This window comes from Rhizobium sp. A37_96, assembly GCF_053521765.1.
The window spans coordinates 92,019-116,957 of the sequence record NZ_JBNWDS010000011.1; the positions used below are offsets into that span (position 1 = coordinate 92,019).

At 62.1% G+C, this 24,939-nt stretch carries 23 protein-coding genes; 11 read left to right on the top strand and 12 right to left on the bottom strand.

The genetic code is table 11. The features are described 5' to 3' along the window. Positions 1–70: 70 nt before the first annotated feature. Both ACQZ6J_RS23580 and lysA read right to left on the bottom strand, forming a co-directional pair. Positions 71–1,654 (bottom strand): ABC transporter substrate-binding protein, encoded by a 1,584-nt coding sequence (locus ACQZ6J_RS23580; protein WP_449085827.1) that lies wholly within the window; start codon positions 1,652–1,654, stop codon positions 71–73. A 120-nt stretch (positions 1,655–1,774) separates the two neighbouring features. Next, a complete protein-coding gene (gene lysA, locus ACQZ6J_RS23585; protein WP_449085828.1) occupies positions 1,775–3,106 on the bottom strand; it encodes a diaminopimelate decarboxylase in 1,332 nt (443 codons plus the stop codon). Between the two features lie 114 nt (positions 3,107–3,220). On the opposite strand from lysA, the gene ACQZ6J_RS23590 reads away from it, so the two are divergent. The 5 genes from ACQZ6J_RS23590 to ACQZ6J_RS23610 all read left to right on the top strand — a co-directional run bounded on the left by ACQZ6J_RS23590 (position 3,221) and on the right by ACQZ6J_RS23610 (position 9,222). Further along, on the top strand, positions 3,221–4,141 hold the full coding sequence (locus ACQZ6J_RS23590) for a LysR family transcriptional regulator (protein ID WP_449085829.1): 921 nt from the start codon (positions 3,221–3,223) through the stop codon (positions 4,139–4,141). A 592-nt stretch (positions 4,142–4,733) separates the two neighbouring features. Next, positions 4,734–6,470, top strand: a complete 1,737-nt coding sequence (locus ACQZ6J_RS23595; protein ID WP_449085830.1) for an IlvD/Edd family dehydratase — start codon at positions 4,734–4,736, stop codon at positions 6,468–6,470. 40 nt (positions 6,471–6,510) lie between these two features. Continuing rightward, on the top strand, positions 6,511–7,455 hold the full coding sequence (locus ACQZ6J_RS23600; RefSeq protein ID WP_449085831.1) for an acetaldehyde dehydrogenase (acetylating): 945 nt from the start codon (positions 6,511–6,513) through the stop codon (positions 7,453–7,455). Beyond that, a complete protein-coding gene (gene dmpG / locus ACQZ6J_RS23605) occupies positions 7,452–8,468 on the top strand; it encodes a 4-hydroxy-2-oxovalerate aldolase (protein WP_449085832.1) in 1,017 nt (338 codons plus the stop codon). Before ACQZ6J_RS23600 ends, dmpG begins: the two co-directional genes overlap by 4 nt. Positions 8,469–8,472: 4 nt before the next feature. After that, positions 8,473–9,222, top strand: a complete 750-nt coding sequence (locus ACQZ6J_RS23610) for an SDR family oxidoreductase (RefSeq protein WP_449085833.1) — start codon at positions 8,473–8,475, stop codon at positions 9,220–9,222. Between the two features lie 26 nt (positions 9,223–9,248). On the opposite strand, the gene ACQZ6J_RS23615 is transcribed toward ACQZ6J_RS23610, so the two are convergent. After that, positions 9,249–9,926: a GntR family transcriptional regulator gene (locus ACQZ6J_RS23615; RefSeq protein WP_163989110.1), complete on the bottom strand. Its 678-nt coding sequence runs from the start codon at positions 9,924–9,926 to the stop codon at positions 9,249–9,251. 446 nt (positions 9,927–10,372) lie between these two features. Here ACQZ6J_RS23615 and ACQZ6J_RS23620 point away from each other — a divergent pair, with 446 nt between their 5' ends. The 6 genes from ACQZ6J_RS23620 (at position 10,373) to ACQZ6J_RS23645 (ending at position 17,115) form a co-directional block, all read left to right on the top strand. After that, positions 10,373–11,398: a 4-hydroxythreonine-4-phosphate dehydrogenase PdxA gene (locus tag ACQZ6J_RS23620; RefSeq protein WP_449085834.1), complete on the top strand. Its 1,026-nt coding sequence runs from the start codon at positions 10,373–10,375 to the stop codon at positions 11,396–11,398. Positions 11,399–11,437: 39 nt separating this feature from the next. After that, on the top strand, positions 11,438–12,343 hold the full coding sequence (locus ACQZ6J_RS23625; protein WP_449085835.1) for an SMP-30/gluconolactonase/LRE family protein: 906 nt from the start codon (positions 11,438–11,440) through the stop codon (positions 12,341–12,343). Further along, positions 12,340–13,872, top strand: coding sequence for a sugar ABC transporter ATP-binding protein (locus tag ACQZ6J_RS23630; protein ID WP_449085836.1), 1,533 nt, complete (start codon positions 12,340–12,342; stop codon positions 13,870–13,872). The genes ACQZ6J_RS23625 and ACQZ6J_RS23630 overlap by 4 nt, the downstream gene beginning before the upstream one ends. Before the next feature lie 32 nt (positions 13,873–13,904). Further along, positions 13,905–14,951, top strand: coding sequence for an ABC transporter permease (locus ACQZ6J_RS23635; RefSeq protein ID WP_449085837.1), 1,047 nt, complete (start codon positions 13,905–13,907; stop codon positions 14,949–14,951). A 22-nt stretch (positions 14,952–14,973) separates the two neighbouring features. After that, positions 14,974–16,083, top strand: a complete 1,110-nt coding sequence (locus ACQZ6J_RS23640) for an ABC transporter substrate-binding protein (RefSeq protein WP_204326691.1) — start codon at positions 14,974–14,976, stop codon at positions 16,081–16,083. An 81-nt stretch (positions 16,084–16,164) separates the two neighbouring features. Next, entirely contained in the window at positions 16,165–17,115 is a 951-nt protein-coding gene (locus tag ACQZ6J_RS23645; protein WP_449085838.1) for a YncE family protein, read from the top strand. A gap of 67 nt (positions 17,116–17,182) precedes the next feature. On the opposite strand, the gene ACQZ6J_RS23650 is transcribed toward ACQZ6J_RS23645, so the two are convergent. From ACQZ6J_RS23650 to ACQZ6J_RS23690, 9 genes are read right to left on the bottom strand one after another with little or no spacing between them, the layout of a single operon-like run. Beyond that, positions 17,183–17,827 (bottom strand): hypothetical protein, encoded by a 645-nt coding sequence (locus tag ACQZ6J_RS23650; protein ID WP_163989099.1) that lies wholly within the window; start codon positions 17,825–17,827, stop codon positions 17,183–17,185. After that, positions 17,824–18,438 carry a hypothetical protein gene (locus ACQZ6J_RS23655; RefSeq protein WP_449085839.1) on the bottom strand — a complete coding sequence of 205 codons (615 nt, stop codon included), beginning with the start codon at positions 18,436–18,438 and terminating at the stop codon, positions 17,824–17,826. The genes ACQZ6J_RS23650 and ACQZ6J_RS23655 overlap by 4 nt, the downstream gene beginning before the upstream one ends. Before the next feature lie 59 nt (positions 18,439–18,497). Continuing rightward, positions 18,498–19,589 (bottom strand): ABC transporter substrate-binding protein, encoded by a 1,092-nt coding sequence (locus tag ACQZ6J_RS23660; protein ID WP_449085840.1) that lies wholly within the window; start codon positions 19,587–19,589, stop codon positions 18,498–18,500. Positions 19,590–19,646: 57 nt separating this feature from the next. Next, positions 19,647–20,159 carry a hypothetical protein gene (locus ACQZ6J_RS23665; protein ID WP_163989092.1) on the bottom strand — a complete coding sequence of 171 codons (513 nt, stop codon included), beginning with the start codon at positions 20,157–20,159 and terminating at the stop codon, positions 19,647–19,649. After that, positions 20,152–21,456, bottom strand: a complete 1,305-nt coding sequence (locus tag ACQZ6J_RS23670) for a hypothetical protein (RefSeq protein WP_449085841.1) — start codon at positions 21,454–21,456, stop codon at positions 20,152–20,154. The genes ACQZ6J_RS23665 and ACQZ6J_RS23670 overlap by 8 nt, the downstream gene beginning before the upstream one ends. Beyond that, positions 21,453–22,214 (bottom strand): ABC transporter ATP-binding protein, encoded by a 762-nt coding sequence (locus ACQZ6J_RS23675; RefSeq protein WP_449085842.1) that lies wholly within the window; start codon positions 22,212–22,214, stop codon positions 21,453–21,455. The genes ACQZ6J_RS23670 and ACQZ6J_RS23675 overlap by 4 nt, the downstream gene beginning before the upstream one ends. After that, positions 22,211–23,263, bottom strand: a complete 1,053-nt coding sequence (locus tag ACQZ6J_RS23680; protein WP_449085843.1) for a FecCD family ABC transporter permease — start codon at positions 23,261–23,263, stop codon at positions 22,211–22,213. The genes ACQZ6J_RS23675 and ACQZ6J_RS23680 overlap by 4 nt, the downstream gene beginning before the upstream one ends. Before the next feature lies 1 nt (position 23,264). Beyond that, positions 23,265–24,353, bottom strand: coding sequence for an ABC transporter substrate-binding protein (locus ACQZ6J_RS23685; RefSeq protein WP_163989087.1), 1,089 nt, complete (start codon positions 24,351–24,353; stop codon positions 23,265–23,267). A gap of 22 nt (positions 24,354–24,375) precedes the next feature. Continuing rightward, positions 24,376–24,789 carry a hypothetical protein gene (locus ACQZ6J_RS23690; protein WP_449085844.1) on the bottom strand — a complete coding sequence of 138 codons (414 nt, stop codon included), beginning with the start codon at positions 24,787–24,789 and terminating at the stop codon, positions 24,376–24,378. Positions 24,790–24,939 lie beyond the last annotated feature (150 nt).

Genomic DNA, 24,939 nt, shown 5'->3' on the forward strand with positions numbered 1-24,939 from the left:
CCGCGTAACTCCGAAACCAAAATCAGGTTGGTGGAATTACGCGGCCGGCACGACGTATTACAGCACAGGCTTATTCAACCTCGACCTTGTAATAGCTCATGTCGCTCCAACCGTTCCAAGGAACGACGAAGTTCTTCACCCGCTTCTGCACGACGAAGCTGTGATCGAGGCTGAACAGCGGCACCCAGGCCGCGTCCTGGCCGACGATGCGCGCCGTCAGGTCCTGGTAGAGCTTGCAGCGGGCTGCCGGATCCGTCATGCCGCGCGCCTTGTCGACGGCGGTAAATACCTCGGGGTCGTTGTTGTTGTAGGCACGGACCTTGCTGCCGCTCTCCGAGAAGAACGTGTAGAAGAAGTTGTCCGGATCGTTGAAGTCAGCCGACCAGACCTGCGTATAGGCGTCCGAATCCCCCGCCTTGCGAGCGGCCAGATATGCCGCCTCGTCGGTTGTGACGACGTTGGCCTTGAACCCGGCCTCAGCCACCTGCGCCTGAATGATCTGGTTCATGTCCGACCATTTGGACGACCAGCTCGACACCTGCTGCAGGTTGATTTCGACGCCATTCGGATAACCGGCCTCGGCGAGCAATTCCTTCGCCTTGGCGGGATTGTACTCGATGGGGGCAGCCGCCGCGTAGCAGGTCAGGCCGCGGGGCATGACGCCATCTTCAAGCTTGCCCCTGCCATAGAAATTCTTGTCGAGGATAGCCTGCCGGTCGATCGACATCTGGAAAGCGCGACGGACGCGCGGATCGTCGAACGGCTTCTTGTTCTGGTTGATATTGTAATAGTAGAGCCCGACGCGCGGACCCGAGCGGATCAGCGACTTCCACTGGTCGCTTCCGTAAAAGTAAGGGGTCTGGGTCGGAGCATAGTCGAGATCGAACACGTCGATTTCATCCGATTCGAACAGCATCCGCAGGGTCTCGGAATCCGAGACGACGCGGATCAGCAACCGGTCGAGCTTCGGACGGCCGCGAAAGTAATTGTCGTTGGCTTCCAGCGTCTGGCTATCGTTCAGCGTATAGTCGCGCAGAATGAAGGGGCCGGTGCCGTTGGTCGTTTCCGGAGTCAGGCCGAACTTGTCGCCGGCAGCCTCGGTGAAGGCGCGATTGTAGATCGAGGCCTGAGGGCTTGCGAGCAGCGCGAGGAAAGCGGCGTAAGGCTGGCTGAGCTGGATCTGGACGGTGTACTTGTCCACTGCCTTCAGGCCCGAAACGCTGTCGGCCTTGCCGTCGAGCCGATCCTGCGATCCCGCGACGAAGGTGAGGATATCCGTGCCGAGCGCCTTGGTTGCCGGATTGAGCATCCGGTCGAAGGTGTAGACCACGTCGTCGGCCGTCAGCTCGGCGCCGTTGTGAAACTTCACGCCCTGGCGCAGGTGGAAAGTGTAGGTCAGACCGTCGTCGGAAATCTCCCATTTCTCGGCAAGTCCGGGCACCAGGGCGGATTCGCCCGGCTTGGTGGTTTCGGCTTCGATCAGGCGATCGAAGATGTTGAGCGGGAGCGTATAGTCGTCCGACGTCATCTGGGCGTCGGCGGTCTTGGGGTCTTCCGTATAGGAGACGCGCAGCATGTTCTCGGCCAGAACGGGTGAGAACAGGGTAAGGCCGACCACGCTGGTCGCCAGCAACAGTTTCATCTTCTTATTCACGTTACACCTCTTGGCGGTTTTTCGGTTTCCCGGCAGCGACCGCTCACACGGCCCCTACACCAGCGACTTGGTTTCAGTCTCGCGAGGCCTGTCGCACAACCCCGCGGTTCATACTATCATTTAGCGAACGGGATCATCTCCCGCCAGCCAAGATTCAGGCTCTTCCAGCTTCAGGGCATCGGAAATATTCGTCCTGCGGCGAATGATGCGGAACTGCCCGTCATCGACCAGCACTTCCGGCACCAGATCGCGCGAATTATAGGTCGACGACATGGCCGCACCGTAGGCTCCCGCATTGTCGAAAACGACGAGATCACCAGCTAGAATTGTGCCGAGCCCCTCATATTTTCCGAAATCGTCCGAGCTCTCACAGACCGGGCCGACCAGGCGGCATGCGGCATCCTTCCCCGCCGGGCGCGGCGCCTCTACCGTCAGTACGGGATGCTGGGCGCCGTAAAGGGCGGGACGCATGAGATCGTTCATCGCCGCGTCGATCACGGCAATCGGCGCGCCGTCCCCTTCCTTGAGGTAAAGCACCTCGCTGACAAGCGCGCCTCCACGCCCGGCCAGCCAGCGGCCCGGCTCGACATTCAAAGCACAGCCCAGGTCGCCAACGGTCTCGGCGATGATGGATGCATATTCCGCGAGATCAGGGCCGGCATGCCTATCATCGCCAATTCCCAATCCGCCGCCCAGATCCAGCCTGTCGACGCCAAGCCCCGCCGCACGCAGGCGGCGCACCAGATCCGCCAGCGCTACCCAGGCATCCCGAAAGGGGGAAAGGTCGAGGATCTGCGAGCCGATATGCACCGCAAGCCCGACCATCTTCAGTTCGGCTCGCGCCGAAGCGGCCGCGTAAATGGCGGGAATCTCGTCGATGGCGATGCCGAACTTGCTATCCTTCTTTGCGGTGGTAATCTTGGCGTGGGTGCGCGCATCCACATCGGGATTGACGCGCAGCGCGATCGGCGCGCGAATACCCGTTTCACGGGCGACCGACGCCACAACCTCCAGTTCCGCCGCGCTTTCGACATTGAGCTGATGCAGCCCCGCCTCCAGAGCGGCGCGGATTTCGGAGCGCGTTTTGCCCACGCCCGAAAAGATGATGCGCTCCGGCGGGGTGCCGGCCGCAAGCGCGCGCGCCATCTCGCCGCCCGAAACGATATCCATGCCGCAGCCAAGGCGCGCCAGTTCCGCCAGAACATTGACATTGCTGCTGGCCTTCACGGCAAAACAGATCGAAACGTCCGAAGCCGCGATTGCCGCTTTCAGCGCGGCATAGTTCTGCCGCAGCGCGCCGGCGGAATAGCAATAGAAGGGCGTGCCCACGGCGCGGGCGATACGGCTGAGCGGGACAGCCTCGGCATATAGCCTGCCGTCGCTGCGCCGGGAGAGCCAGCGCGCGGAAGTGCCCGTGCTGATTGTGGGGGAAGAGGCAATCGTATCCATCATAATTTGCATTCAATATTGCGATCCCAAGAGAATTCCAGATTGTTGCATGTTTATGAAATGCTTCTTCTGCGATTTTTATTCATTTCTGATATGGATCGTTGAGGAGGAATCACGATGAAACTCAACCAGCGACAGATTGACGTCTTCAACGCCGTGATGGTCAACAAGAGCCTCACGGCAGCGGCCGTGCGGCTCGGAAGCTCGCAGCCCACGCTCAGCCGCGAAATCCGCGAGATCGAGCAGCGGCTCGGTTTCGAGCTTTTCCAGCGTTTCGGCAAGCGCCTGACCCCGACCGAGCAGGCGGTCCTTCTGCATGAGGTGGTGTTGCGTTCCTTTGTCGGGCTGGACGAGATCAATCGGGCAGCCTCGGCCATTCGCACGCGCAGCGCGGCCAATTTCCGCATCGCCACCATTCCCGCCTACGCGGAATCGATCATTCCCCGCGCGATCCAGTGCCTGCTGCGGACCCGTCCGCCCATGCATTTCTCGATCCATTCGCACGAGGAACCTTCATTGCGGCACGAGATGACGACCCAGGTTTTCGACCTGAGCCTGACTGAGAGCCTTGCCGAGCGCGAGGGGGCCGCAAGTGAAACCATCCTGGCAGGCGACATGGTTTGCGTCCTGCCGCATGGGCACCGCCTGGCGCGGCAGCGAGCCCTGACCCCCTCGGATTTCACCGGCCAGCCCTTCATCTATTTCGGCCAGAACGATCCCTATCGGCATAAGCTCGATGAAGTATTCCTGTCGGCCGGTGTCGCCCGCGACTATGCCGCCGAAACCACGACGGCAACGAGCGTTTGCGCCATGGTGTCGGCCGGCGTGGGTATTTCGGTGATCAATCCGCTGACGGCGGCAAGCCATACGGGCCGCAATGTGGTCTTCCGAAAACTTTCGGTCTCCGTGCCTTATCTCTTGTCGGTCTGGCGGCCTGCCCGGACCACGCGCACCGTTCAGGCAAAAAAATTTGTCGGCGCCCTTCGCGATGTCGCAGCGGACATGTCGGCCAGCCTCGAGCGGGTCCTGGATTCATAGGGTTGCGTCTGTAATCCATCTGACCACGACACCCCCAACAGCTGCATGAATTTCCAATGGACAAGCAGCAGGGCGATAGCCCGCAAAACCCCTTGTCGCGCCTGGAGGAACCATGCCGAATGCCGAGGCAGCTCCGCGCAGCCGGAACGCTGCAACGAAGGGGTCCTAGCAGACACCTCGATCTGGATTGATCCTTTCCGACACCGCATCTTCAGCATGGGCATTGGATACACGGATGCCACTTGCTCGCCTCCGTGCTTCCGACGGCAGCCCTTGTGGATCGGGGCCGACGCCTGCGTTTCGTTGCCGCCGCCATATGCCATTGCCGTCACTACAACCGACGCCTCCATCCGGAGCGATTCTGATTGGAAAGCGGAGAATTCCGCGACCGATAAAGCAAGATACAAATCGCCATGACATCCGCCTTCCTCGGAGACGTTGCAGCTTGCGAGTGAAAATCGCGGTGTGCGGCGGCACGCGTGCTCGCACCGCGCTCGTCGGTGCGCGCTCCTCTTATAAGGATGCGCCAGGATGCTTGACAGCCACAACATCGTGTAGTTTGTATACAGCATTCTAAATGCAGGCTACAGCGATGAGCGACGAAAACGAAAAAGATCCGCCGTCATTCCGTTCGGCGCAATGGTTCGGCCCAGCCGACCGCAACGGCTTCATGCACCGCTCGTGGATGAAGAATCAGGGCACTCCGCAGCGCATGTTCGATGGCCGGCCAGTCATCGGGATCTGCAACACATGGTCGGAGCTGACCCCGTGCAACGGCCATTTCCGACAAATCGCCGAGCATGTGAAACGCGGCGTCATCGAGGCCGGCGGTTTTCCGGTCGAATTTCCGGTGATGTCACTCGGCGAAACATTGTTGCGCCCGACGGCCATGCTTTTCCGCAATCTCGTCAGCATGGATGTGGAGGAGTCCATTCGGGCGAACCCGATGGACGGCGTCGTGCTTCTCTGCGGCTGCGATAAGACCACGCCTGCGCTGGTCATGGGTGCGGCCAGCTGCGACCTTCCGACCATCGTCGTCTCCGGCGGCCCGATGCTGAACGGCAAGTTCCGGGGCCATGACATCGGCTCGGGAACGAGCCTGTTTGCAATGAGCGAGGATGTGCGGGCGGGAAAATTGTCTCCGGAAGCGTTCCTTGACGCGGAAGCCTGCATGTCGCGCTCCGCCGGCCACTGCATGACAATGGGCACGGCCTCCACCATGGCCTGTCTCGTGGAGGCGCTCGGCCTCAGCCTGCCGCAGAACGGCGCGATCCCCGCCGTCGATGCCCGGCGCAACACGCTCGCCAACGAAAGCGGAAGGCGCATCGTGTCGATGGTGCGGGAAGATCTCAAGCTTTCAAAGGTTCTGGACCGGCGTTCCTTCGAAAACGCGATCCGCATCAATGCGGCCATCGGCGGCTCGACCAATGCGATCATTCATCTTCTGGCGATTGCCGGGCGCATCGGCGTCCCGCTGACCCTCGCCGACTTCGAGGCCTTCGGCAGCGCCGTGCCTTTGCTTGTCGATCTCCTGCCGTCCGGCCGTTTCCTGATGGAGGATTTCTATTACGCCGGCGGCCTGCCGGCCGTGTGGCAGGCGCTCGGTGATATCGTGGACGGAGGTGCGGCATCCGTCACCGGCCTCAGCATGGGCGAGAACAATGCCGGCGCGGACTGCTGGAACGCCGAAGTCATCCGCACCCCTGAAAATCCCGTCAAGCCGAAGGCCGGCATCAAGGTGCTGCGGGGCAACATCGCGCCGGACGGTGCGATCATCAAACCTTCGGCGGCAACGCCTGCGCTGATGAAGCATCGCGGCCGGGCCATCGTCTTCGAGGGACTGACCGATTTCAGGAAGCGGATCGACGACCCGGCACTGGATGTCGATGAAAACTCCATCCTCGTCATGCGCGGCGTCGGCCTTCTCGGATATCCGGGCATGCCGGAAGTCGGCAACATGCCGCTGCCGCGCAAGCTTCTGGAACGCGGTATCCGCGACATGGTTCGCATCTCGGATGCGAGGATGAGCGGCACGGCCTACGGCACGATCGTTCTCCACGTCGCACCGGAAGCGGCAATCGGCGGTCCGCTTGCGCTGGTGCGGACCGGCGACATCATCGAACTCGATGTCGAAGCCGGCCGGCTGCATCTCGATATATCGGAGGAAGAATTCGCCGGGCGGCAGGCAGAACACAAGGTCGCGCCGGCCCACCCCAAAGGCGGCTACGAGCAATTGTTCCTGCAGCATGTGTTGCAGCCCGACAAGGGAGCGGATTTCGATTTTCTGGTCGGATGCCGCGGTTCCGCCGTTGCGGACAATGCCCATTGAACTGCGTCCGCGACCGCGGATGCCTGAGGAGATTTGAGAGATGACGGTGAAAGTGGCCATTGTCGGTTCCGGCAATATCGGCACCGATCTGATGATCAAGATTATGCGTCGCACGGACGGTCCGCTGGAAATGGCGGCGATGGTCGGCGTCGACCCTCAATCGGACGGCCTGGCGCGCGCCAAACGTCTGGGCGTGGAGATCACAAGCGATGGGCTCGAAGGGTTGCGCCGGATGCCGCTCTACAAGGACATCGCCATGGTCTTCGACGCGACCTCCGCCGGCGCGCACAAGAAGCATGCCGCCATTCTGGAAGCCGACGGCAAATGGGCCATCGACCTGACGCCGGCCGCCATCGGTCCCTACGTCGTCCCCGCCGTCAACATGGCCTCGGTGGCAGGCGTTGGCAACGTCAACATGGTCACCTGCGGCGGCCAGGCGACGATCCCCATGGTCGCAGCGCTCTCGCGGGTCGCGCCGGTTTCATATGCTGAAATCGTCGCATCCATCGCCTCACGGTCTGCCGGTCCGGGCACGCGCGCCAATATCGACGAGTTCACCGAAACCACGTCGCGCGCCATCGAAAGCGTCGGCGGCGCGCGGCGCGGCAAGGCGATCATCATCCTCAATCCGGCCGAGCCTCCGCTCGTTATGCGCGATACGGTCTATGGGCTCGTTCATAGCCAGGATAGGGATGCCCTGCGCCAATCGGTCGACGCCATGGTGCGCGAGGTTCAATCTTATGTTCCGGGCTACCGCCTCAAGCAGGATGTGCAGTTCGAGCCGGTCCCGGCCGAGCAGCTCGGCTCACTTTCGATCCCGGACGAACTCCGCCATGTGCCGGCGATGAAGGTAACGATACTCCTCGAGGTCGAAGGCGCCGCGCACTATCTGCCGGCCTATGCCGGCAATCTCGACATCATGACGGCTGCCGCCCTGCGCACGGCCGAAAAGCTTGCGGTGATAAGAGAAGGAGCAGCCGCATGACCGGGCAGATCTACGTTCAAGACGTGACCCTGCGCGACGGCATGCATGCCGTGCGCCATCGCTACACACTTGACCAGGTGGCGGAAATCGCACGCGCACTGGACGAGGCGGGCGTCGATGCGATCGAGGTCGCTCACGGCGACGGCCTGGCGGGATCGAGCTTCAACTACGGCTTCGGCGCGCATGACGATCTCGAATGGATCGAGGCTGCGGCGAGTGTCCTGAAGAAAGCCAGGCTGACGACGCTGCTCATTCCGGGTATCGGCACGATCCACGATCTTGACCGGGCGCAGGCCAGCGGAGTTTCCTCCGTCCGCATCGCCACTCATTGCACCGAGGCGGATGTTGCCGCTCAGCATATCGCGCATGCACGCAAGATCGGCCTCGATGTCAGCGGCTTCCTGATGATGGCGCATATGAGCGAACCCGCCGAGCTCGCCCGTCAGGCCAGGTTGATGGAAAGCTACGGCGCCCATTGCGTCTACGTGACGGATTCCGCCGGCGCGCTGACGCCTGAAACGACGCGCGTCCGCACGCGGGCGCTCCGAGACGCGCTGAGCGCGGAAACGCAGGTCGGCATCCATACGCATCACAATCTCACGCTCGGCGTCGCCAACGCCATGGCCGCGGTCGAGGAAGGCGCCTATCGCGTCGATGCCTCGCTTGCCGGCATGGGAGCCGGTGCGGGAAATGCGCCCCTGGAAGCCGTGATTGCGGTCGCCAACCGCTCCGGCATCTCACATGGATGCGACCTGTTCAGGCTCATGGACGCTGCGGACGATCTCGTCCGACCGCTGCAGGACCGGCCGGTGAGGGTGGATCGGGAAACGCTCGCCCTGGGTTACGCCGGCGTCTACTCCTCCTTTCTGCGGCATGCGGAGCGGGCCGCCAAAGTCTACGATATCGATCCGCGCTCGATCCTCATCGAACTTGGCGAGCGCAAGATGGTGGGCGGCCAGGAAGACATGATCGTGGACGTCGCGCTCGATCTCGCCCGAACCGCAGGAGAGTAAGAAGATGACGGGAAAGGTCGCAGTCGTCACCGGAGCAGGCTCCGGAATAGGCCGCAGGGCGGCAATAGCGCTCGGCGAACAGGGCTGGAACGTTGTTCTGGCCGCCAGAAGAGTGGAAACGCTGGAGGAAACGGCCGCCGACGGCGCCTTCAAAGCCGGAAACTGCATGGTTCACCCGGCGGATGTCAGCAAACCCGAGGAAGTGGATCGGCTCTTCGAGGCGGTATCGGCACGATACGGCCGCCTGGATCTGCTTTTCAACAATGCCGGTATCTTCTACACCAAACCGGTCGAGGAGATCGAGCCTGCGGATTGGGAGCGCAGCATGGCCGTAAATCTCAACGGTGCCTTCTATTGTGCGCAAGCTGCCTTCCGGCAGATGAAAAGCCAGCAGCCACGGGGCGGGCGCATCATCAACAACGGCTCCGTATCCGCCCATGTTCCGCGTCCCCATGCCACGCCCTACACGGTGGCCAAGCATGCGATCACCGGCCTGACGAAATCGCTTTCGCTCGAAGGGCGGGCCTACGATATCGCCTGCGGGCAGATCGATATCGGCAATGCCGCCTCGCCCATGACCGAGGCCATGCCGAAGGGGGTGCTCCAGGCCGATGGAACGCTGAAGCGGGAGCCGACGATGGACATCGCCAATGTCGTGCAGGCGATCCTGTTCATGACGGCGCTGCCGCTCGAGGCCAATGTCCAGTTCATGACCGTCATGGCGACGGCGATGCCCTATATCGGCAGAGGCTGACGGCTTCCCCTCATGTGAAGGCATCCTCAGAGGTGCTGCTGAACCCGCTCCCACGCGGCGGTGAGGTGATGCCGGACGACGCTTTCCATTCGTTCGGCATCACGCGCTTCCAGCGCCTTGATCATCTCTTCATGCTCGGTAATTGCCCTTGCCCAGTTTTCCTCGCCCTCATGGCCGACGAACCGTATCCGCTTCAGGCGGGCCTGCAGAATGCCGTGGGTATAGGCAAGCGGCTCGTTGTCCGACAGCGCAACGATGGCCGAGTGGATGCTCTGGTTGAGCTTGTAGTATTCGAGGCGTCTGCGCTCCCGATAGTAAGCGAGCATCTGCTCGTGCAGCGCACGGACATCGGCTATCTGCTCGTCGGTAGCGCGCTCGCAGGCAATTCGGCCCGCCAGAGCTTCAAGCGTCATCAGAACCAGCAACGTGTCCTTGACGTCCTTCGCACTGAATTCCCGCACGGCCGCGCCGCGCGTCGGGACCAATTCCACCAATCCCTCGCTCGCCAGGAACTTGATGGCCTCGCGCAAGGGAGTACGGGAAACACCGAGTCTCGCACCCAGCTGCGTTTCGTGGAGGCGAGATCCGGGCGGCAGCTCGCCTTCGATGATCATGTCGCGCAGCCGGTTGACGATCGCGTCGTGGAGCGAGACCCTCGCGATCGGACCTGCCTCGCCAACGATACCCGGCGACGGATTTCTCATGCTTCAATCCCCTTGCCACCCCAGTCGGGGATGCTTGCCCGTTTGAGCTGAGTTCAGCGCGCTCGAACGGATCCATTTATGACGCCTAAACCTCACTGTATACTAAATACAGTATATTTGAAGTGCGTCAGGCAGAGTGTCCCAAGGAATATGCCCCCGTTCCTACTTTAATGGATAACGGTGCCCGATGCCTTCAAACCGCAAGCAGCACCGCCTTTAGCCGAGCCGCCGTCATCGGGCCAGCCACCAAGCTCGCCGTCGCCGCATGCCGCGACGCCAGCTCGTTTCTCACCCTCGAAATACCATCCCCCAAACGGCCGTGGAACTGGCATCTCCATACCACGCCGATGAGCAAAGGCAAAATTCTGCGTGCTGTATACAAAATACTTGACGGCTCATCTCTCGCCATCTAGGCTCCGGACACAGTTGAGAAATAGGTGCCACCGATGTCGAATGAAGTTGTAGATCGCCCCGTCATAGCGCTCGCGATGGGAGACCCGGCGGGTGTCAGCCCGGAGCTGACAGCAAGACTGATGGCCTCTGAAAGCGTGGCCGCCGCAGCCCGGCTCCTGGTTATCGGCGATCGGCGCGTGCTCGATCAGGGGGCGAAGGAGGCAGGCCTGATGCTTCGCTTCGACACCGTCACGGCAGACGGCCCGATCACGGCGAACGGTGCTCATCCGGTCTTCATCGACCTTGCAAATCTCGATCCAAAGAATGTCGTCCGAGGTGAAGCGACACCGGTCGGCGGCAAGTTCGCAACAGAGAATTTCGCCTTCGCCCTGCGCCTGGCCAATAGCGGCCAGGCCGACGCAGTCTGCTTCACGCCTTTCAACAAGAAGGCGATGCGCTATGCCTACGCAGGCTATGACGACGAAATCCGCTTCATCTCCGAAATCATCGGCTTCACCGGCAAGGCGAGGGAATTCAACGTTCTGGAACGTGTCTGGAACGCCCGCGTAACCTCGCATATCCCGCTGTCGCAGGTGGCTGCCAGCCTTTCCGTGGACGCCATCCTCGCGGAACTTGCGCTGACTTTCGATTGCCTGAAGCGCGCGGGCATCGAGCAGCCGAAGATAGCGGTCGCCGGCCTCAATCCGCATGCCGGCGATGGCGGCAGCTTCGGCCGCGAGGAGATCGACATCATCGGCCCGGCCGTCGAAGAGGCCACGCGCAGAGGGATGACGGTCGACGGCCCCTATCCAGCCGACACGGTGTTCCTGAGCGCGTTGAAAGGCGGCTTCCACGCCGTGCTGACGATGTATCACGACCAGGGGCAGATCGCGATGAAGATGATGGGCTTCGATCGCGGCGTGACCATGCTCGGCGGCCTGCCCTTCCCGGTCTGCACGCCGGCGCACGGCACGGCCTACGATATCGCCGGCAAGGGCATCGCCAATCCTCTCGCCAGCGAAGAGGCGCTGCTGCTCGCGGCGCGCATGGCGGGCAGAGCAAGACAATCGGCAGCGTAAAGGCCGCCTGCATACAATGCCATGGAAGGGAGTGAGGCCATGGGAGACAAGATCCTGATCGAAGACTCGAGACTGGAGCCGCTTCTGCGACCAGGCGCCGAGTTGAAGAAGCTCTGCACCGGAGCGATCTGGAGCGAAGGGCCGGTCTGGTGGGACGACGGAAGCGTCACCTGGAGCGACATTCCGAACAATCGCATGCTGAAATGGTCTTCCGGCGAGGGAATGACCGTCTTCCGCTCGCCCTCCAACCACACCAACGGCCATACGCGCGATCGCGAGGGCCGCCTGGTGAGCTGTGAGCATAGCGGCCGGCGCATCAGCCGAACGGAAGCGGACGGTACGGTCGTGACCCTGGTCGATCGTTTCGAAGGAAAGCGCCTCAACTCGCCGAACGACGTCGTCGTCAAGTCCGACGGCACGATCTGGTTCACCGACCCGCCCTACGGCATCATCAGCGACTACGAAGGCGTCAAGGCCGAGAGCGAGATCGGCGCAAACCACGTCTATCGCTTCGATCCGACAAGCAATTCGCTGGAAATCGCCTGCAACGACTTCCAGCGCCCGAACGGCCTCGCCTTCTCACCGGACGAAAAGCTGCTCTACGTGTCGGATACGTCGCGTTCTCACGATCCGGACGGCAATCATCATATCCGCGTCTTCGACGTCGCCGATGGACGTTATCCCCGCAACGGCAGGGTTTTTGCCGTGATCGAGCCGGGTCTGTCGGACGGTTTCCGTCTCGATGTCAACGGCAACATCTTCACCAGCTCCGCCGACAGCATTCAGGTCTACGCCCCTGACGGCACGCGCCTCGGCAAGATTTTCGTTCCGGAAGTGATTTCGAACTGCACCTTCGGCGGCGCGGACCGATCGACCTTGTTCATCACGGCCAGCACGTCGCTCTATTCCATCGAGCTTGCCACGAAAGGAAGTGTGCGGCCATGAGCGGTTCCCCGGGTCTTCAGGCAGGAGAAAGCGTGCTCGCGGGCGATGAGCTGATCTGCTTCGACGACATCAGGAAGCAGTTCGGCGGCGTTCAGGCCTTGAAAGGCGTCTCCTTCTCGCTGGCAAGCGGTGAGATCCTCGCCTTGCTCGGGGAGAACGGCGCCGGCAAATCGACACTCATCAAGATTCTGGCCGGTGTCTACACCCCCGACGGCGGCGAAGTGCGCTATCGCGGCAGCCGCTATCAGCATGCCGCGCCGAAAAGCGGCCTGAAGCAACGGGTAGCCTTCATCCATCAGGATCTCGGCCTGCTCGAATGGATGACGGTGGCGGAGAACATCGCGCTGGCGATCGGCTTCCCGCGTCGGATCGGCGTCATCGATTGGGACAAGACCGGCCGGACCGCCCGCGCGGCACTCGACCTCATCGGCAGCGATATCGATCCCGACAGGCGCGTGCAGGATCTCAGCCGCACGGAAAAGTCTCTGGTTGCAATTGCGCGCGCCCTTGCCGTCGAAGCGGATGTCCTGGTGCTGGACGAGCCGACCGCCAGCCTTCCCGCCGACGAGGTGACGCGTCTTTTCGAAGCCTTGCGGCGGCTGCGCGACCGGGGCATGGGCATGATTTTCGTATCGCACCGCCTGGATGAGGTCTTCCAGATCGCCGATCGGGTCGTCGTTCTCCGCGACGGGCAGCTGGTGGGCAACGAGAAGGTCGCCGACGTCGATGCCGACAAGCTGGTGCACATGATCATCGGCCGTCTTCCGGAGCGCAGCTTCGCCAAGGCCGACAGCATCGGCGGCAAGGAACTTCTCACGGTTCGCAGCATGCGCATCAACAGCGGTCCGCCGCTGGAATTCACGCTGCGCGAAGGCGAGATCCTCGGTCTTGTCGGCCTGCGCGGCGCGGGGCAGGAAAATGTCGGCCGCGCGCTTTTCGGGACCGAACGTTTCGACGGTTCCGTTGCGCTGAAGGGGCAGGATTACAAGCCGGATACGCCGCGCTCGGCAATCGCGCGCGGCGTCGGCCTGATCGCCCGCGACCGCACGGAGGAATCGACCTTTGCCGCGCTCAGCATTCGCGAGAACGCCTACATCAATCCGGGCGCTGTCGGCCGGTCGTTGTTTTCGATCATGTCGCCACGCCGCGAGGCGGGCCTTGCCGTAGCGCTCGGCCGGACGGTCGGCCTGCGTCCGAACGAACCTACGCTGCCGATCGAGGCGCTGTCGGGCGGCAACCAGCAGAAGGTGGTCGTCGGCCGCTGGCTGTCCATGGGTTGTCCGCTGCTGATCGCGGAGGAGCCGACGGCCGGCGTGGACGTGGGAGCCAAGGCGGAGATCTATGCGCTGATGAGGGAGGGACTGACGCGCGGCCTCGGCATCATCCTGATATCGACGGATTTCGAGGAAGTGGAGAAGCTTTGCCATCGCGCGCTCGTCTTCAGCCGCGGCGCGATCGTGGATGAGCTGAGTGGCGATGCGTTGAACATGGATCGCCTCATCCATTCCGCATCCGCCAAGGCCAGTTGAATTTTTGACGGTATCCGGAGGAGCCGCAAGCCATGCAATCGATAAAATCCAATGCAGTCGAACCCACGAAATACGATCTTCGCGGCAAATCGTTTGGCCGTAAGCTTGTCCATCTCCTGCCCGTCTACGGGCTGGTGCTGCTCACGCTTCTGCTGATCGTGATCTTTTCGCTGGTGCTTCCCGACACCTTCCCCACCTTGCTGAACGTGCGCTCGATTATCAGCGACAAGGCGATCATCGCCATTCTTTCGCTCGCGGTGATGATCCCGATGGTGACGGGCAAGATCGACCTGACGGTCGGATATGGCATCGTCCTGTGGCATATCCTGGCGATAAGCCTTCAGACGCAGTTCGGATTTCCCTGGCCGGTCGCGGTTGTCGTCGTCCTGCTGCTCGGGGCCGTGGTCGGAATGATAAACGGCATCCTTGTCGAGGTTGCCCAAATCGACAGTTTCATCGCCACGCTCGGGACCGGAACGATCCTCTATGCGCTTGCGCTCTGGCATACAGGCGGACGCCAGGTTGTCGGCACGCTTCCCGAAGGGTTTCTCGCGATCAACAATACCTGGCTCTTCGGGCTGCCGATCACGGGCTACTACGTGCTGGCGCTGGCAATCGGGCTATGGCTGCTGTTTGAATATACTCCACTCGGCCGCTACCTCTATGCCATCGGCGCAAGCACCCGCGCCGCCGCGCTGAACGGCATTCCGGTGCAGCGCTACGTCATGGGCGCCTTCACTGCGTCCGGCGTGCTCTCGGCAATCGCCGGCATCATTCTCGCCTCCAAGCTCGGCATAGGCCAGGCGAGCGTCGGTCTCGAATACCTGCTGCCGGCTCTTGTCGGCGCATTTCTCGGCTCCACGACGATCAAATCGGGCCGGGTGAATGTCTGGGGCACCATGGTCGGAGTAACCATCCTGGCCGTCGGCATATCGGGAATTCAGCAGTTCGGAGGCGAGTTCTTCGTCGAGCCCTTGTTCAACGGCGTCACGCTGCTGATCGCGATCTGCATCGCGGGCTATGCGCAGAGGCGGCGGAGGTTCTCGACGCCGAAAAACATAAAATCTGAGGGAAACTAGCTTTTTAAAGGGAGGAAATGGCATGCGCATGAACAGATTTCTCATGACGACGGCGGCCGTTCTGGCCAGCATGCTCGTCAACTACTCGACGGCGTCGGCAGACGCATTGGTCGACGAGGCCAAGGCCAAGGTGGCCGCAGCATCCCAAAAGGTCGACAAGTGGGACGGTCCGACCTCCGGCCCAAAGGCGGCTGCCAGCAAGACGATCGTTTATGTGGCCGGCGACATGCGTAACGGCGGCATTCTCGGCGTTTCGGATGGCATCAAGGAAGCCGCAGCCGTCATCGGCTGGAACTATCGCGCCATAGACGGGCAAGGCACGGTGTCCGGGCAGGCCGCGGGCCTTGCTCAGGCCGTCGCGCTGAAACCGGACGCAATCATCGTCGGCGGCAGCGACGCGGTTCAGCAGAAGGCAGCGCTCGAAGCCGCGGCCAAGCAGGGGATCATCATCGCCGGCTGGCATGCCGGGCCGATCCCCGGACCGATGGAAGACGCGCATCTCTTCGTCAACGTCACGACGAATGCGATGGACGTTGCCGAAATCGCCGCCATGAAGGCGATCGCGGATTCCGACGGCAAGGCCGGCGTCGTGATCTTCGCCGACTCCGCCTATGCAATCGCGATCGCCAAGGGCCGCGCGATGGAAGCCGTCATCAAGAAGTGCAGCGGATGCAAGGTACTGGAATTTCAGGATACGCCGCTTGCCGACACGTCAACCCGCGTGCCGCAGCTGACGACGACCATGCTGCAGAAGTTCGGCACGAAATGGACCTATTCGCTGGCAATCAACGATCTGTACTACGACTTCATGGGACCGTCGCTGAGCTCGGCCGGTCTGAAGGGCGATGGCGCACCGTTCAACATCTCCGGCGGCGACGGTTCCGAATCGGCCTACCAGCGTATCCGCAGCGGCCAGTATCAGGCGGCAACCGTTCCCGAGCCGCTGACGATGCAGGGTTGGCAGGTCGTGGACGAGCTGAACCGCGCCTTCAACAAGCAGCCCTGGTCCGGCTATATTCCGGCTATCCATCTCGTGACCAAGGACAACATCGCATTTGACGGCGGCGACAAGAACGTCTTTGATCCCGGCAACGGCTATCGCGACGAGTATCGCAAGATCTGGGGCAAATAAGCCGACCGAGCCCTGCAGCAATGACGAAGCGGAAGGTGTCTTTCGCTTCGTCTGATTCAGTCTTTTTGTCAGGACAGTTCCTTGCCAGACCATCGCACGACGGATCAGCTGCTGATGCTGATCGAAAAGAGCAGCCACTGCCTCAGCTTCTACAACGCCGACACGGGCGCTCTTGTCGGCTCGATCGCATTGCCGGATTTTCCGCATGAGTTCGTCGTCGATTCAGCGCAGCAATTCGCCTATGTCGGTCATTACGGTATCAGGACATCATCCAGCCCGGAAGCCGGCGGGTCGTCCATTCTGGTCATCGACATTGCAAACCGCAAACTGGTCAGAAGCATCGATTGCAGGCCCTATCACCGGCTGCATGGCATCGGAATCGATCGTTTCGACCGGCTTTACGCCCTCAGCGAAACATCCGGCGTCTTGCTGCAGTTCGAAAATCCGCGTGAGGCGGACCTGCCATCACGCGCAGCCGTCAGCGGCGGGCTCAAGAGCCACCTCTTCGCGCTCACGCGCGACGGCCGCTGGGCCTATTGCATGAACCTGCTGAGCCATACGGTGACGAAGATATCGCCATTGGACGCGACCGTTACTCCGATTGCCCTTTCGCCCGGCGAGAAGCCGGAGGGCATTGCACTGAGCGCGGATGAGAAGACGCTGTACGTCACGAACCGGATCTCGCAGACCATCGTGTCCATCGACACCGACACCATGACGATCCGAAAGAGCGCCCCCGCACGCCCTGATCCCGTGCGCGCTTACATGATGCCTGACGGCCGTTTGCTGGTCGCGAACTACGAAGACAACAGCGCCACGGTCGTCGATCCGCATTCTCTGGAGGAAATCTCGCGGCTGGAACTATCGGGGCGGCCGGCGGCGGCCTGTGTCGATGCCGAATCGAATTCCGCCTTCATCGCGCTCAGCACGATCGATGAATGCGTCCGGATCGATCTCGCAACGATGCGTATCATCTCGTCTTTCGCAACGAGGGCCGAACCCGACTGCTGTTTCCTTCTCCGTCAGAAGTAGGAACGGAGCTGCTGTCACGGCGGACCTCGCTCAGTGACCCAACCCGCGAGAAAGTGACATCGCGCTTTCAGCCTTCGGTGGTCCAGCGCATCGGTGCGCCGATCTCCTGCCGAAGCCAGGGGTAAAAGCCGTTGAGGAAGCGGGTGGTGGAGGGAATATAATAGCCACCGTGATGCATGTGCGGATCGAGCGTCGTCGCGATCAGCCGGCCGCGGAAGCCGCGCCTGTCATCAAGGAGAATATCGCCGACGCGCTCCTCGCTGTGCGGCCGGCATAACTCGACGACTGTGTCCGCCGTCTCGGCTTTCAGATAGTAGCCATGCCGGTGCCACTGCATGTCCCTGAGGCCGATATAGCGATGGAGACTATGGTCGGCGGTTCGCAGGCGGTGACCGCTGTCGGGATCCTCCTGCATGAACCAGGTGAAATTGGTCGGCGTCGGCACGAAGGTGAGCCTGGGATCGATGATGTCGGCGCGCATACCGCCCATCACCACCAGCAGGCCACCATCGTCAAGGAAGGCGCGCAGGCGGCTCGCGTGGCGCTTCAGCTGGTCGTTGTCGGAGCGGCAGGCGATCACCACGGCCTTGCTGTGAGCGAGATCGTCTTCAACCAGTTCGGGAAAGTAGGCCGTCCGGTCGATCATCCTGCCATAGTCGCGCAGAAAATTGAGATGTTGCGGCAACCCATTGTGAATCACGGTGACGCTCATGACCGCGCCTCCGCCAGCCAGTCGATCAGCTCATGCGTCAGGTTCGGCGTATCCTCCGGTCCGCTGTGAAAGGCTGAGATGTCCGGGCCGCCGTGACAGAAGAAAATGCCGCCGGCGTCATTTCCGAGATACCAGTCGATCGCATAGGCGCCGCGTCCGATGGTGTTGACCACCGTGGCGCCGGCTGGCGGCGGATTGTGGCCGACCCCATAGACGCCGGCCATGCCCTCGAGCAGATGGAACCGGTCGACCGGCAGCCGATCAAAAGCGGGATGAGAACTGTGGCGTTCGACCGAATAGTCCCCGAGGCCGGGCTGTGGGATCGGCTCGAACGGCCGCAAGAAGGACATGTAGGGACGAGCGACGATGTCGTTGGCAAGGATCGACGTCCCTTTCAGCCAGGCGTCCTCCAGCCAGGCCGCCTTGCGCGACAGCATGATCTCGTCGCTCTGCATGGGAATGATGATCAGCCGATGGCGGAGCGGCGACGGCGCGTCCGGCAGATCGCGTACGTGAACGATCTCCAGCGTCAAAGGCGCCGTCCGATAGGCTTCGGCCGGCGGCTCGTCCTCGTTGCGGCTGCGGATATAGAGAGCGTCGGCCATGGTCATTGCTCGGGTCCTGTTTCGGCAAAAGGGTCCACCGTGGCAGACCCCTCCCGTTCCATCGTTTACTTGGCGGCGAAGCGCTCGTAGCCCTTGGCGCCGGCATTCATGTCCATGCGCAGGATGGCGTCGATCTGCTTGTCGGTCGGCGTCTGTCCATAGAGCTTCGGATACCAGTTCTTGACCTCGGCACGCAGGTCGAAGTTGAACAGATCGGGCTGCAGGATATCGGCAAGCCACATCCAGCCGAGCGGCGATTCCGCGCTACCCGGATCCCAGCGATAGCCACCCATGGGCATCTGGTAGACGCGCTTGTTCTTTGCCGCGTCGGTCAGGCCAAGCACCGGGTCGTCATAGAAGCGCTTGACGCTGGCCTTGTCCTCGAAGGTGCTGATGAAGATCACTTCGGGATTCCATTCGGCGACCTGCTCGACGCTCACCTGCTTCCACTTGTCGATATCGGCGGCGGCGTTGCGGCCGCCGGCCAGGAGGATCTGCCAGCCGTCGTGGTAGTTGTTGCCAACGGTCCAGAGCTTGTCGACGGAGTAGAAGAAGTAGGCGACCTTCGGCTTCTTGTCCTCGGCAACGCCCTTCAGCCCTGCCTGCAGCTTGCCGATGACATCATTGTGCCAGTCGTTGATCATCTTGGCGCGTTCCGGCTTGCCGATCGCCTGCCCGAGCATCGTCAAGCTTTGCTGAACATAGGTGTCGTCGTCACCACTGACGACGATGGCGGTGTTGAGGCCGGCATTGACCAGCGGTGCGATATTGTCGTTGCCCGCATGGGCCCATTGCAACACGAGATCCGGCTGCAGCGCCGCAATCGCCTCGACATTCGGCTTGCTGCCCTGGGCGGCACCACCGGCGAGAATTCCGGTCCCGAGCGCCTTGGCCTTCGGAAAGAACTCGCCGAGAATACCCTGTTCGATAGCCGAATAAGCTTCGGGATGGGCGGCGATCAGGCGGTCGGCGCTCTGGTCCAGCGCGATCACCATCGATGCCATCGGCACCGGAAAGGCGATGATCCGCTCGGCCGGCTTCTGGAGCGTGATGGTCTTGCCTGTGAGATCGGTGACCTTGATCTCCTCGGCATGGGCACATGTTCCGACAAGCAGCGACAGGGTGGCCAGCAATCCGGCAAAGCCCAGCTTTCTCATATTCGTTTCGACTTTCCTTGGTGAGTGTGTTGGCAATGTCATGGGTTCTCGGATCGCTCAGGGCAGCAATCGCGCCGTGTAGATGTCGGTGGCCGGCAGCGGCAGCAAACGCCCGGCCATCTCCGCCTTCAGCTCCTCCAGCCGGGCCTCTTCTTCGGCAGTCCTGTCCGTCTTGGCGCCGAGCACCACGAACTCCTCGCGCACATGACCTGGCTTGATGACGGCTTCGGCCGTTCTGCCGCGATAGGTGAAGCGGAAGACATAGGGGCCTGGCGGCTCGCTGATGACGTCCCTGCCGCCGATCGAACGGTCGACGACAAACCGGCCGTCCGTCAGAGCGCGGGTCGCCATCTCGATCGCATCACGCCCGCCGGGGCCTGAAAACGCCGTCAGAACAGAGATCTCGCGACGTTCCGGCGGCGTGTCCGAAAGCAGCGGAAAAGCCGCCTGCATGGATTTCAGGCCATGCGCGACGCCGCCCGGAAAGCCGCCGCCGTGAAAGCTATTGATGTCATCGAAGGAAAAGACGAGGTCCTTGCCGTTTTCGCGGACGGTGATCGTGTCATGCATGGAGATAGGCCTTCAGGTTGGGCACGAAGCGATCGAGAAACCGCGTCGTGGCGGGCATGAAATGCGAGCCGTGGTGGAACATCGGATCGAGCGTGGAGAGGATCATCCGCCCCGGCGTCGAAACCTCGTCGACGTACAGAATGGCGCGGCCTTCCGCGTCGGTCGCCAGCACCTCCGCACCATCGGGCGGCACGAACCAGCCGTGCAGATGCCAGGTGACGTCTTCCTTGACCATGCCGCGCATCAGCGGATGATCGGGCGCTACAACCGAGACGCCAAGATCGGCATCAGGGTCTCGCCACCACCACCAGTTCGTCGGCGTCTCGGTGAAATCGATCGAGGGAAGCCAGAGATCGGAGCGGCTTTCGCCGAGAGCCACCACGGTGCCACCGGCCTGCAGATGGCTGGCGATGACCTCACGCCGCGGCATCATCCGCTGGGCCGGCGTGCGGCAGGGAACCCAGAGGGTATCGGCCGGCTGGAGCACGTCTGCCAGCTCTTCCGGCGCCGCAATCACATCGAAGGCGTCCGCGTAGCGCGGCCCCTCGAGGCTGCGGACGATATGGTAGGAGCCGACCGAAGGAGCGACGATGCGACCTGCTCTGACGGGCGCCGACTTCGCGCCGGCAAAGGTCTCCGGCTCCTCAAGGACACGGCCACCGGCAGGATGCGCGGCATCCGAGGGCCACGGGTCGAGGCAAGCTCCGCCGGCGGTCCAGTCGAGAATCCGCCGCGTGAGTTCGGGCGAAAGCCCCCAATCCTGACCCATCGCGCCCAGATCGTTGCCGGCATGGGAGAAGACCCGGCCTCCGCCGGGCCTGGCCCAGACCCAGTCGACCGGCACCTGCGCTTCGCCAAGACCGTTGACGGCAACGCCACCGGCCGGCAGCGGATTGCAGCCACGGCCATAGAAGCCGGCAACACCCTTGTTCGTCTCGATCTGCTTGAGATCGATGCCGGCAAAGATCGGGTGTGAGTTGACCGACGTCAGCGCGAAATCGGACCGTCTCGGGGTGTCGATCGGACGATACTGCGCCATGCCGTCAACCAGCGGGCGGACAATATGGCCGTTGAGGAACCAGCGGCCGCCGGCATCAAGGAAGGCCGCGACAATATCCCTCATGGCGAGCATGGCGTTCTGGTCCAGCTGATTGCCGGTGACCAATCCACGGCTGGCGAGAAGCCGCGCGTGCGTCAGATCCGTCTGCTCGACGATCTCGACTGCCCCTGCGGCTGCGGCCTTCATGAGAGTTTCCGACGGGGCGTCATAGGCCGATTTCAGATAGATGACGCTCATGCCGCCACCTCGACGCCGGCAAAGGCCGGCAGGATGGCTTTCCGGGTCTTGCCACCCGCACTCGTTACATCGACCCAGCGCATGGGCACGCCATAGAGTTCCGAGAGTTTTTCCGGTTCGATCATGTCGGCGACCGGGCCGCTGATTTCGCGCCCGCCCGGCATCATCAGCAGGACATCGTCGGCTGCGGCAAGCGCATGGTTCGGATCGTGGGTGGTAAACAGAATAGCCTTGTCGCGCCGGTGCCTCAGCGTGTTCAGAAGATCGAGGGTTCGCGACTGGTTGCCGAGATCGAGCGCCGAGGTCGGTTCGTCGAAGACCAGTGCCGGCGATCCGGTCGCAAGCGCCCTGGCAATCAGCACCATCTGGCGCTGGCCGCCCGACATGCGGTCATAGCGCAGGTCCGCCAGCTCGCCGGCGCCAACTTCCGCGAGAGCCTCCTGTGCGGCCATCCGATCCGCCGCTTTCGGCTGGCCGAACAGGCCAAGCCGGGCCGCACGGCCCATGACAACCACCTCGAGGCCGGTCAGTTTGGCCTGCGAAGCGCCATGCTGCGGCACATAGCCGGCGACATCGGGTGCCTGCCGCGTGCCGCTTGCCAATGATTGAAAGCCGAGAAGGCCCCGAAGCAGGGTCGTCTTGCCGCGCCCGTTGGGGCCGAGGATCGCCATGGAACGTCCGACGGGTACGGTGAAGGAGATACCGGAAAACAGTGTCCGGCTACCGAATGCCATCGTTGCATTGTTGAGCCCGATCATGCCCGGTTCGCCTCCCTGAAGTGGCGACGCAGCAGGTAGCCGAAAACCGGTGCGCCGATCAGGGCGGTCAGAACCCCGAGCGGGATTTCCGCCGCCGTCAGCGTTCGCGCCAGCGTGTCGATGAAGGTGAGATAAGCGGCGCCAAGCAAGGCCGCCGCCGGAATCAGGGCGCGATGATCTTCGCCGACGAGGATACGTGCCGCATGCGGCACGACGAGGCCGATCCAGCCAATGATGCCGGCAATGGACACGGAGGTGCCCGTCATCAGGGCAATGGCGACGAAGACATACCAGCGCTCGCGGTCTGGATTGACTCCAAGCGAACGCGCCTCCTGTTCTTCAAGCGCCAAAAGGTTCAGCCGGTAGCGCAGCAGGAAGATGACGCCGAGACCGATCGCCATGCCGGGAATGGCAAGACCCAGCCGCGCCCAGGTCGCGGTGGAAAAGGATCCCATCAGCCAATAGACGATGGCGGGAAGCGATGTATTGGGATCGGCGACGAACTGAACGACGGAGACGAGGGCCGCGAACAGCGCGCCGACGACCATGCCCGAGAGAATGACCGTGATGACCTCGGTCCGTCCGTTGATGCGCGCCAGCATCCCGACGAGCACCAGGGCCGACAGGCCAAGCACGAAGGCCATGCCGAGCATCTCGACGCCCGCATAGCCAAACAGAATGGCAAGCGCGCCGCCGAAGGCCGCTCCCTGGCTGATGCCGAGCACCTCCGGCGCCACCAGCGGACTGCGGAATACGCCTTGCAGCGCGGCGCCGCCGACCGCAAGCGCTGCTCCGGACAAGGCCGCCAGCAACACCCTTGGCAAACGAACCAGGAGAACGATCCGCTCATCCATCTGCGCCGGCATGGCGTGGGGATTGCTCAGCGCGCCGAGCAGGATTTCGCCGATCCTCGGTATGGCGACGGAGAAGCGTCCCGCGCCGATCGAAAACAGCATGGAGGCAACGAGCACGACGATCATTGCACCGAAGACGCCGATACGGACGCTTGTCATCTCCCGGCGCCCGGCTTCCGCTACGGCCAGGCTCATCTCACTTCGCCTTGAACTGGGCATAGTTGGCGGTATCGCCCTGCATGCCGATCCAGAGGATGCCGTCGATGTCGGCGTCGGTCAGCTGATAGCCGTAGAGGGTCGCATAGGCCTTCTTCATTTCCGCCCTGAGGTCGTAGGAGAAGACGTCCGGGTGCAGAAGGTCGGCAAGCCACATCCAGCTCAGCGGGCTTTCCTGGCTCGGCGGATCCCAGCGATAGCCGCCAAGCGGCATCTTGTAGACCCTGTTGTTGCGCGCCGCATTGGTGAGCGACAGGATTGGATCGTCGTGGATGCGGCTGATCGAAAGCTTGGCCTCGAAGCTGTTGAGCAGGATGACATCCGGGTTCCATGCGGCGACCTGCTCAGGGCTGATCGTCGTCCCCTGCCCGACGACATCGGCCGAAGCGGAAGTGCCGCCCGCCAGTTCGATGGAATAAGCGTTGTAGTTCCCCTCGTTTCCGGAGGCGGACAGTGCTTCGAGCGCCCGGCCGAGATAGAGCACTTTCGGCTTCTTCTCGGCGGGAATGGCCTTGCCCTTTTCCAGCATCGCGGCCTCGACATCGGCCCGCCAGCCGTTGAGCATCGCGGCCCGTTCCGGCTTGCCCATGGCAGTGGCGACCATCGACTGATAGTCGCGCGCCTTCTGTTCCGTGCCATAGGAAATCAGCATGGCGGTCAGGCCGGCATTGGTGATCGGATCGACGATATTAGCGCCATAGTCGGCCCACTGGACCACGAGATCCGGATTGGTGGCGGCAAGTTCCTCGACATTCGGGATGAAATTCGGGGCGGTGATGCCGGATGGAATATCCTTGGCTTCGGGAAAGATCCTGCCGAGAACGCCCTCGACGATCGCGCTTTTCGCCGTCGGGTTCATACCCACCAGCCGCGAGGTGCCCCCATCCATGGAGATGATGGTCGAAGCCATCGGGATCGGGATCGAGGCGATCCGCGCGGCCGGCTCCTTCAGGCTGACGACGCGGTTCGCCTGATCGGTGATTCGGATCGGATCGGCCAACGCCGCTCCCGCCACACAGGTACCGACAAGCAACAGGAAGGCTGGAAAGGCGTTGCGAACAGCAGACATCTAAATATCCTAAAATATGAGTTTAATAGTCCTGTTTACGCTTCATCTCAAACATGAGTTTAACTGTCAAGAAATCGACGATTGAAGACGGCACCGAAGCACCCGCGAACGCGCCTTGGCCGCGAAGATGACGAACTCCTGAGCCGGAGAACGACGGGTGGCGGCAGGCGCACAAGACGTCCGCCCATTTCGTGATGGCGGAATTCGGCCAACTGCTGAAACGATGGTTTCCTTCGTCGGCGAACATCACTCGATGCCCGGAGTTCGAGCCGGTCTGCAGGCTGCGACCAATTGCCCCGAAAATCGAAATGCGCCGTTGCTCGACCATGGCATTCACGGCCTTCAGGGAGCCGAGGAAGCAGCCTGAACAGGAGGGCAGTCGCTGGATTTTTCCAAAATTGCCCCTCCTTTGGAGGGGCGCAATGTTCAGAAACATTCCCGCCGATTATTCGCCACATTTTAACTTGATTCTTTTAGTCATGTTTTATAACGGTTTGCCCGCAGTCGATTTTGACTTGGGGGCAATGTCAACAAATGCAATTCGAGACCCAAAGAAAGAACAATTCTTTCTCATTCAATTTCAGTA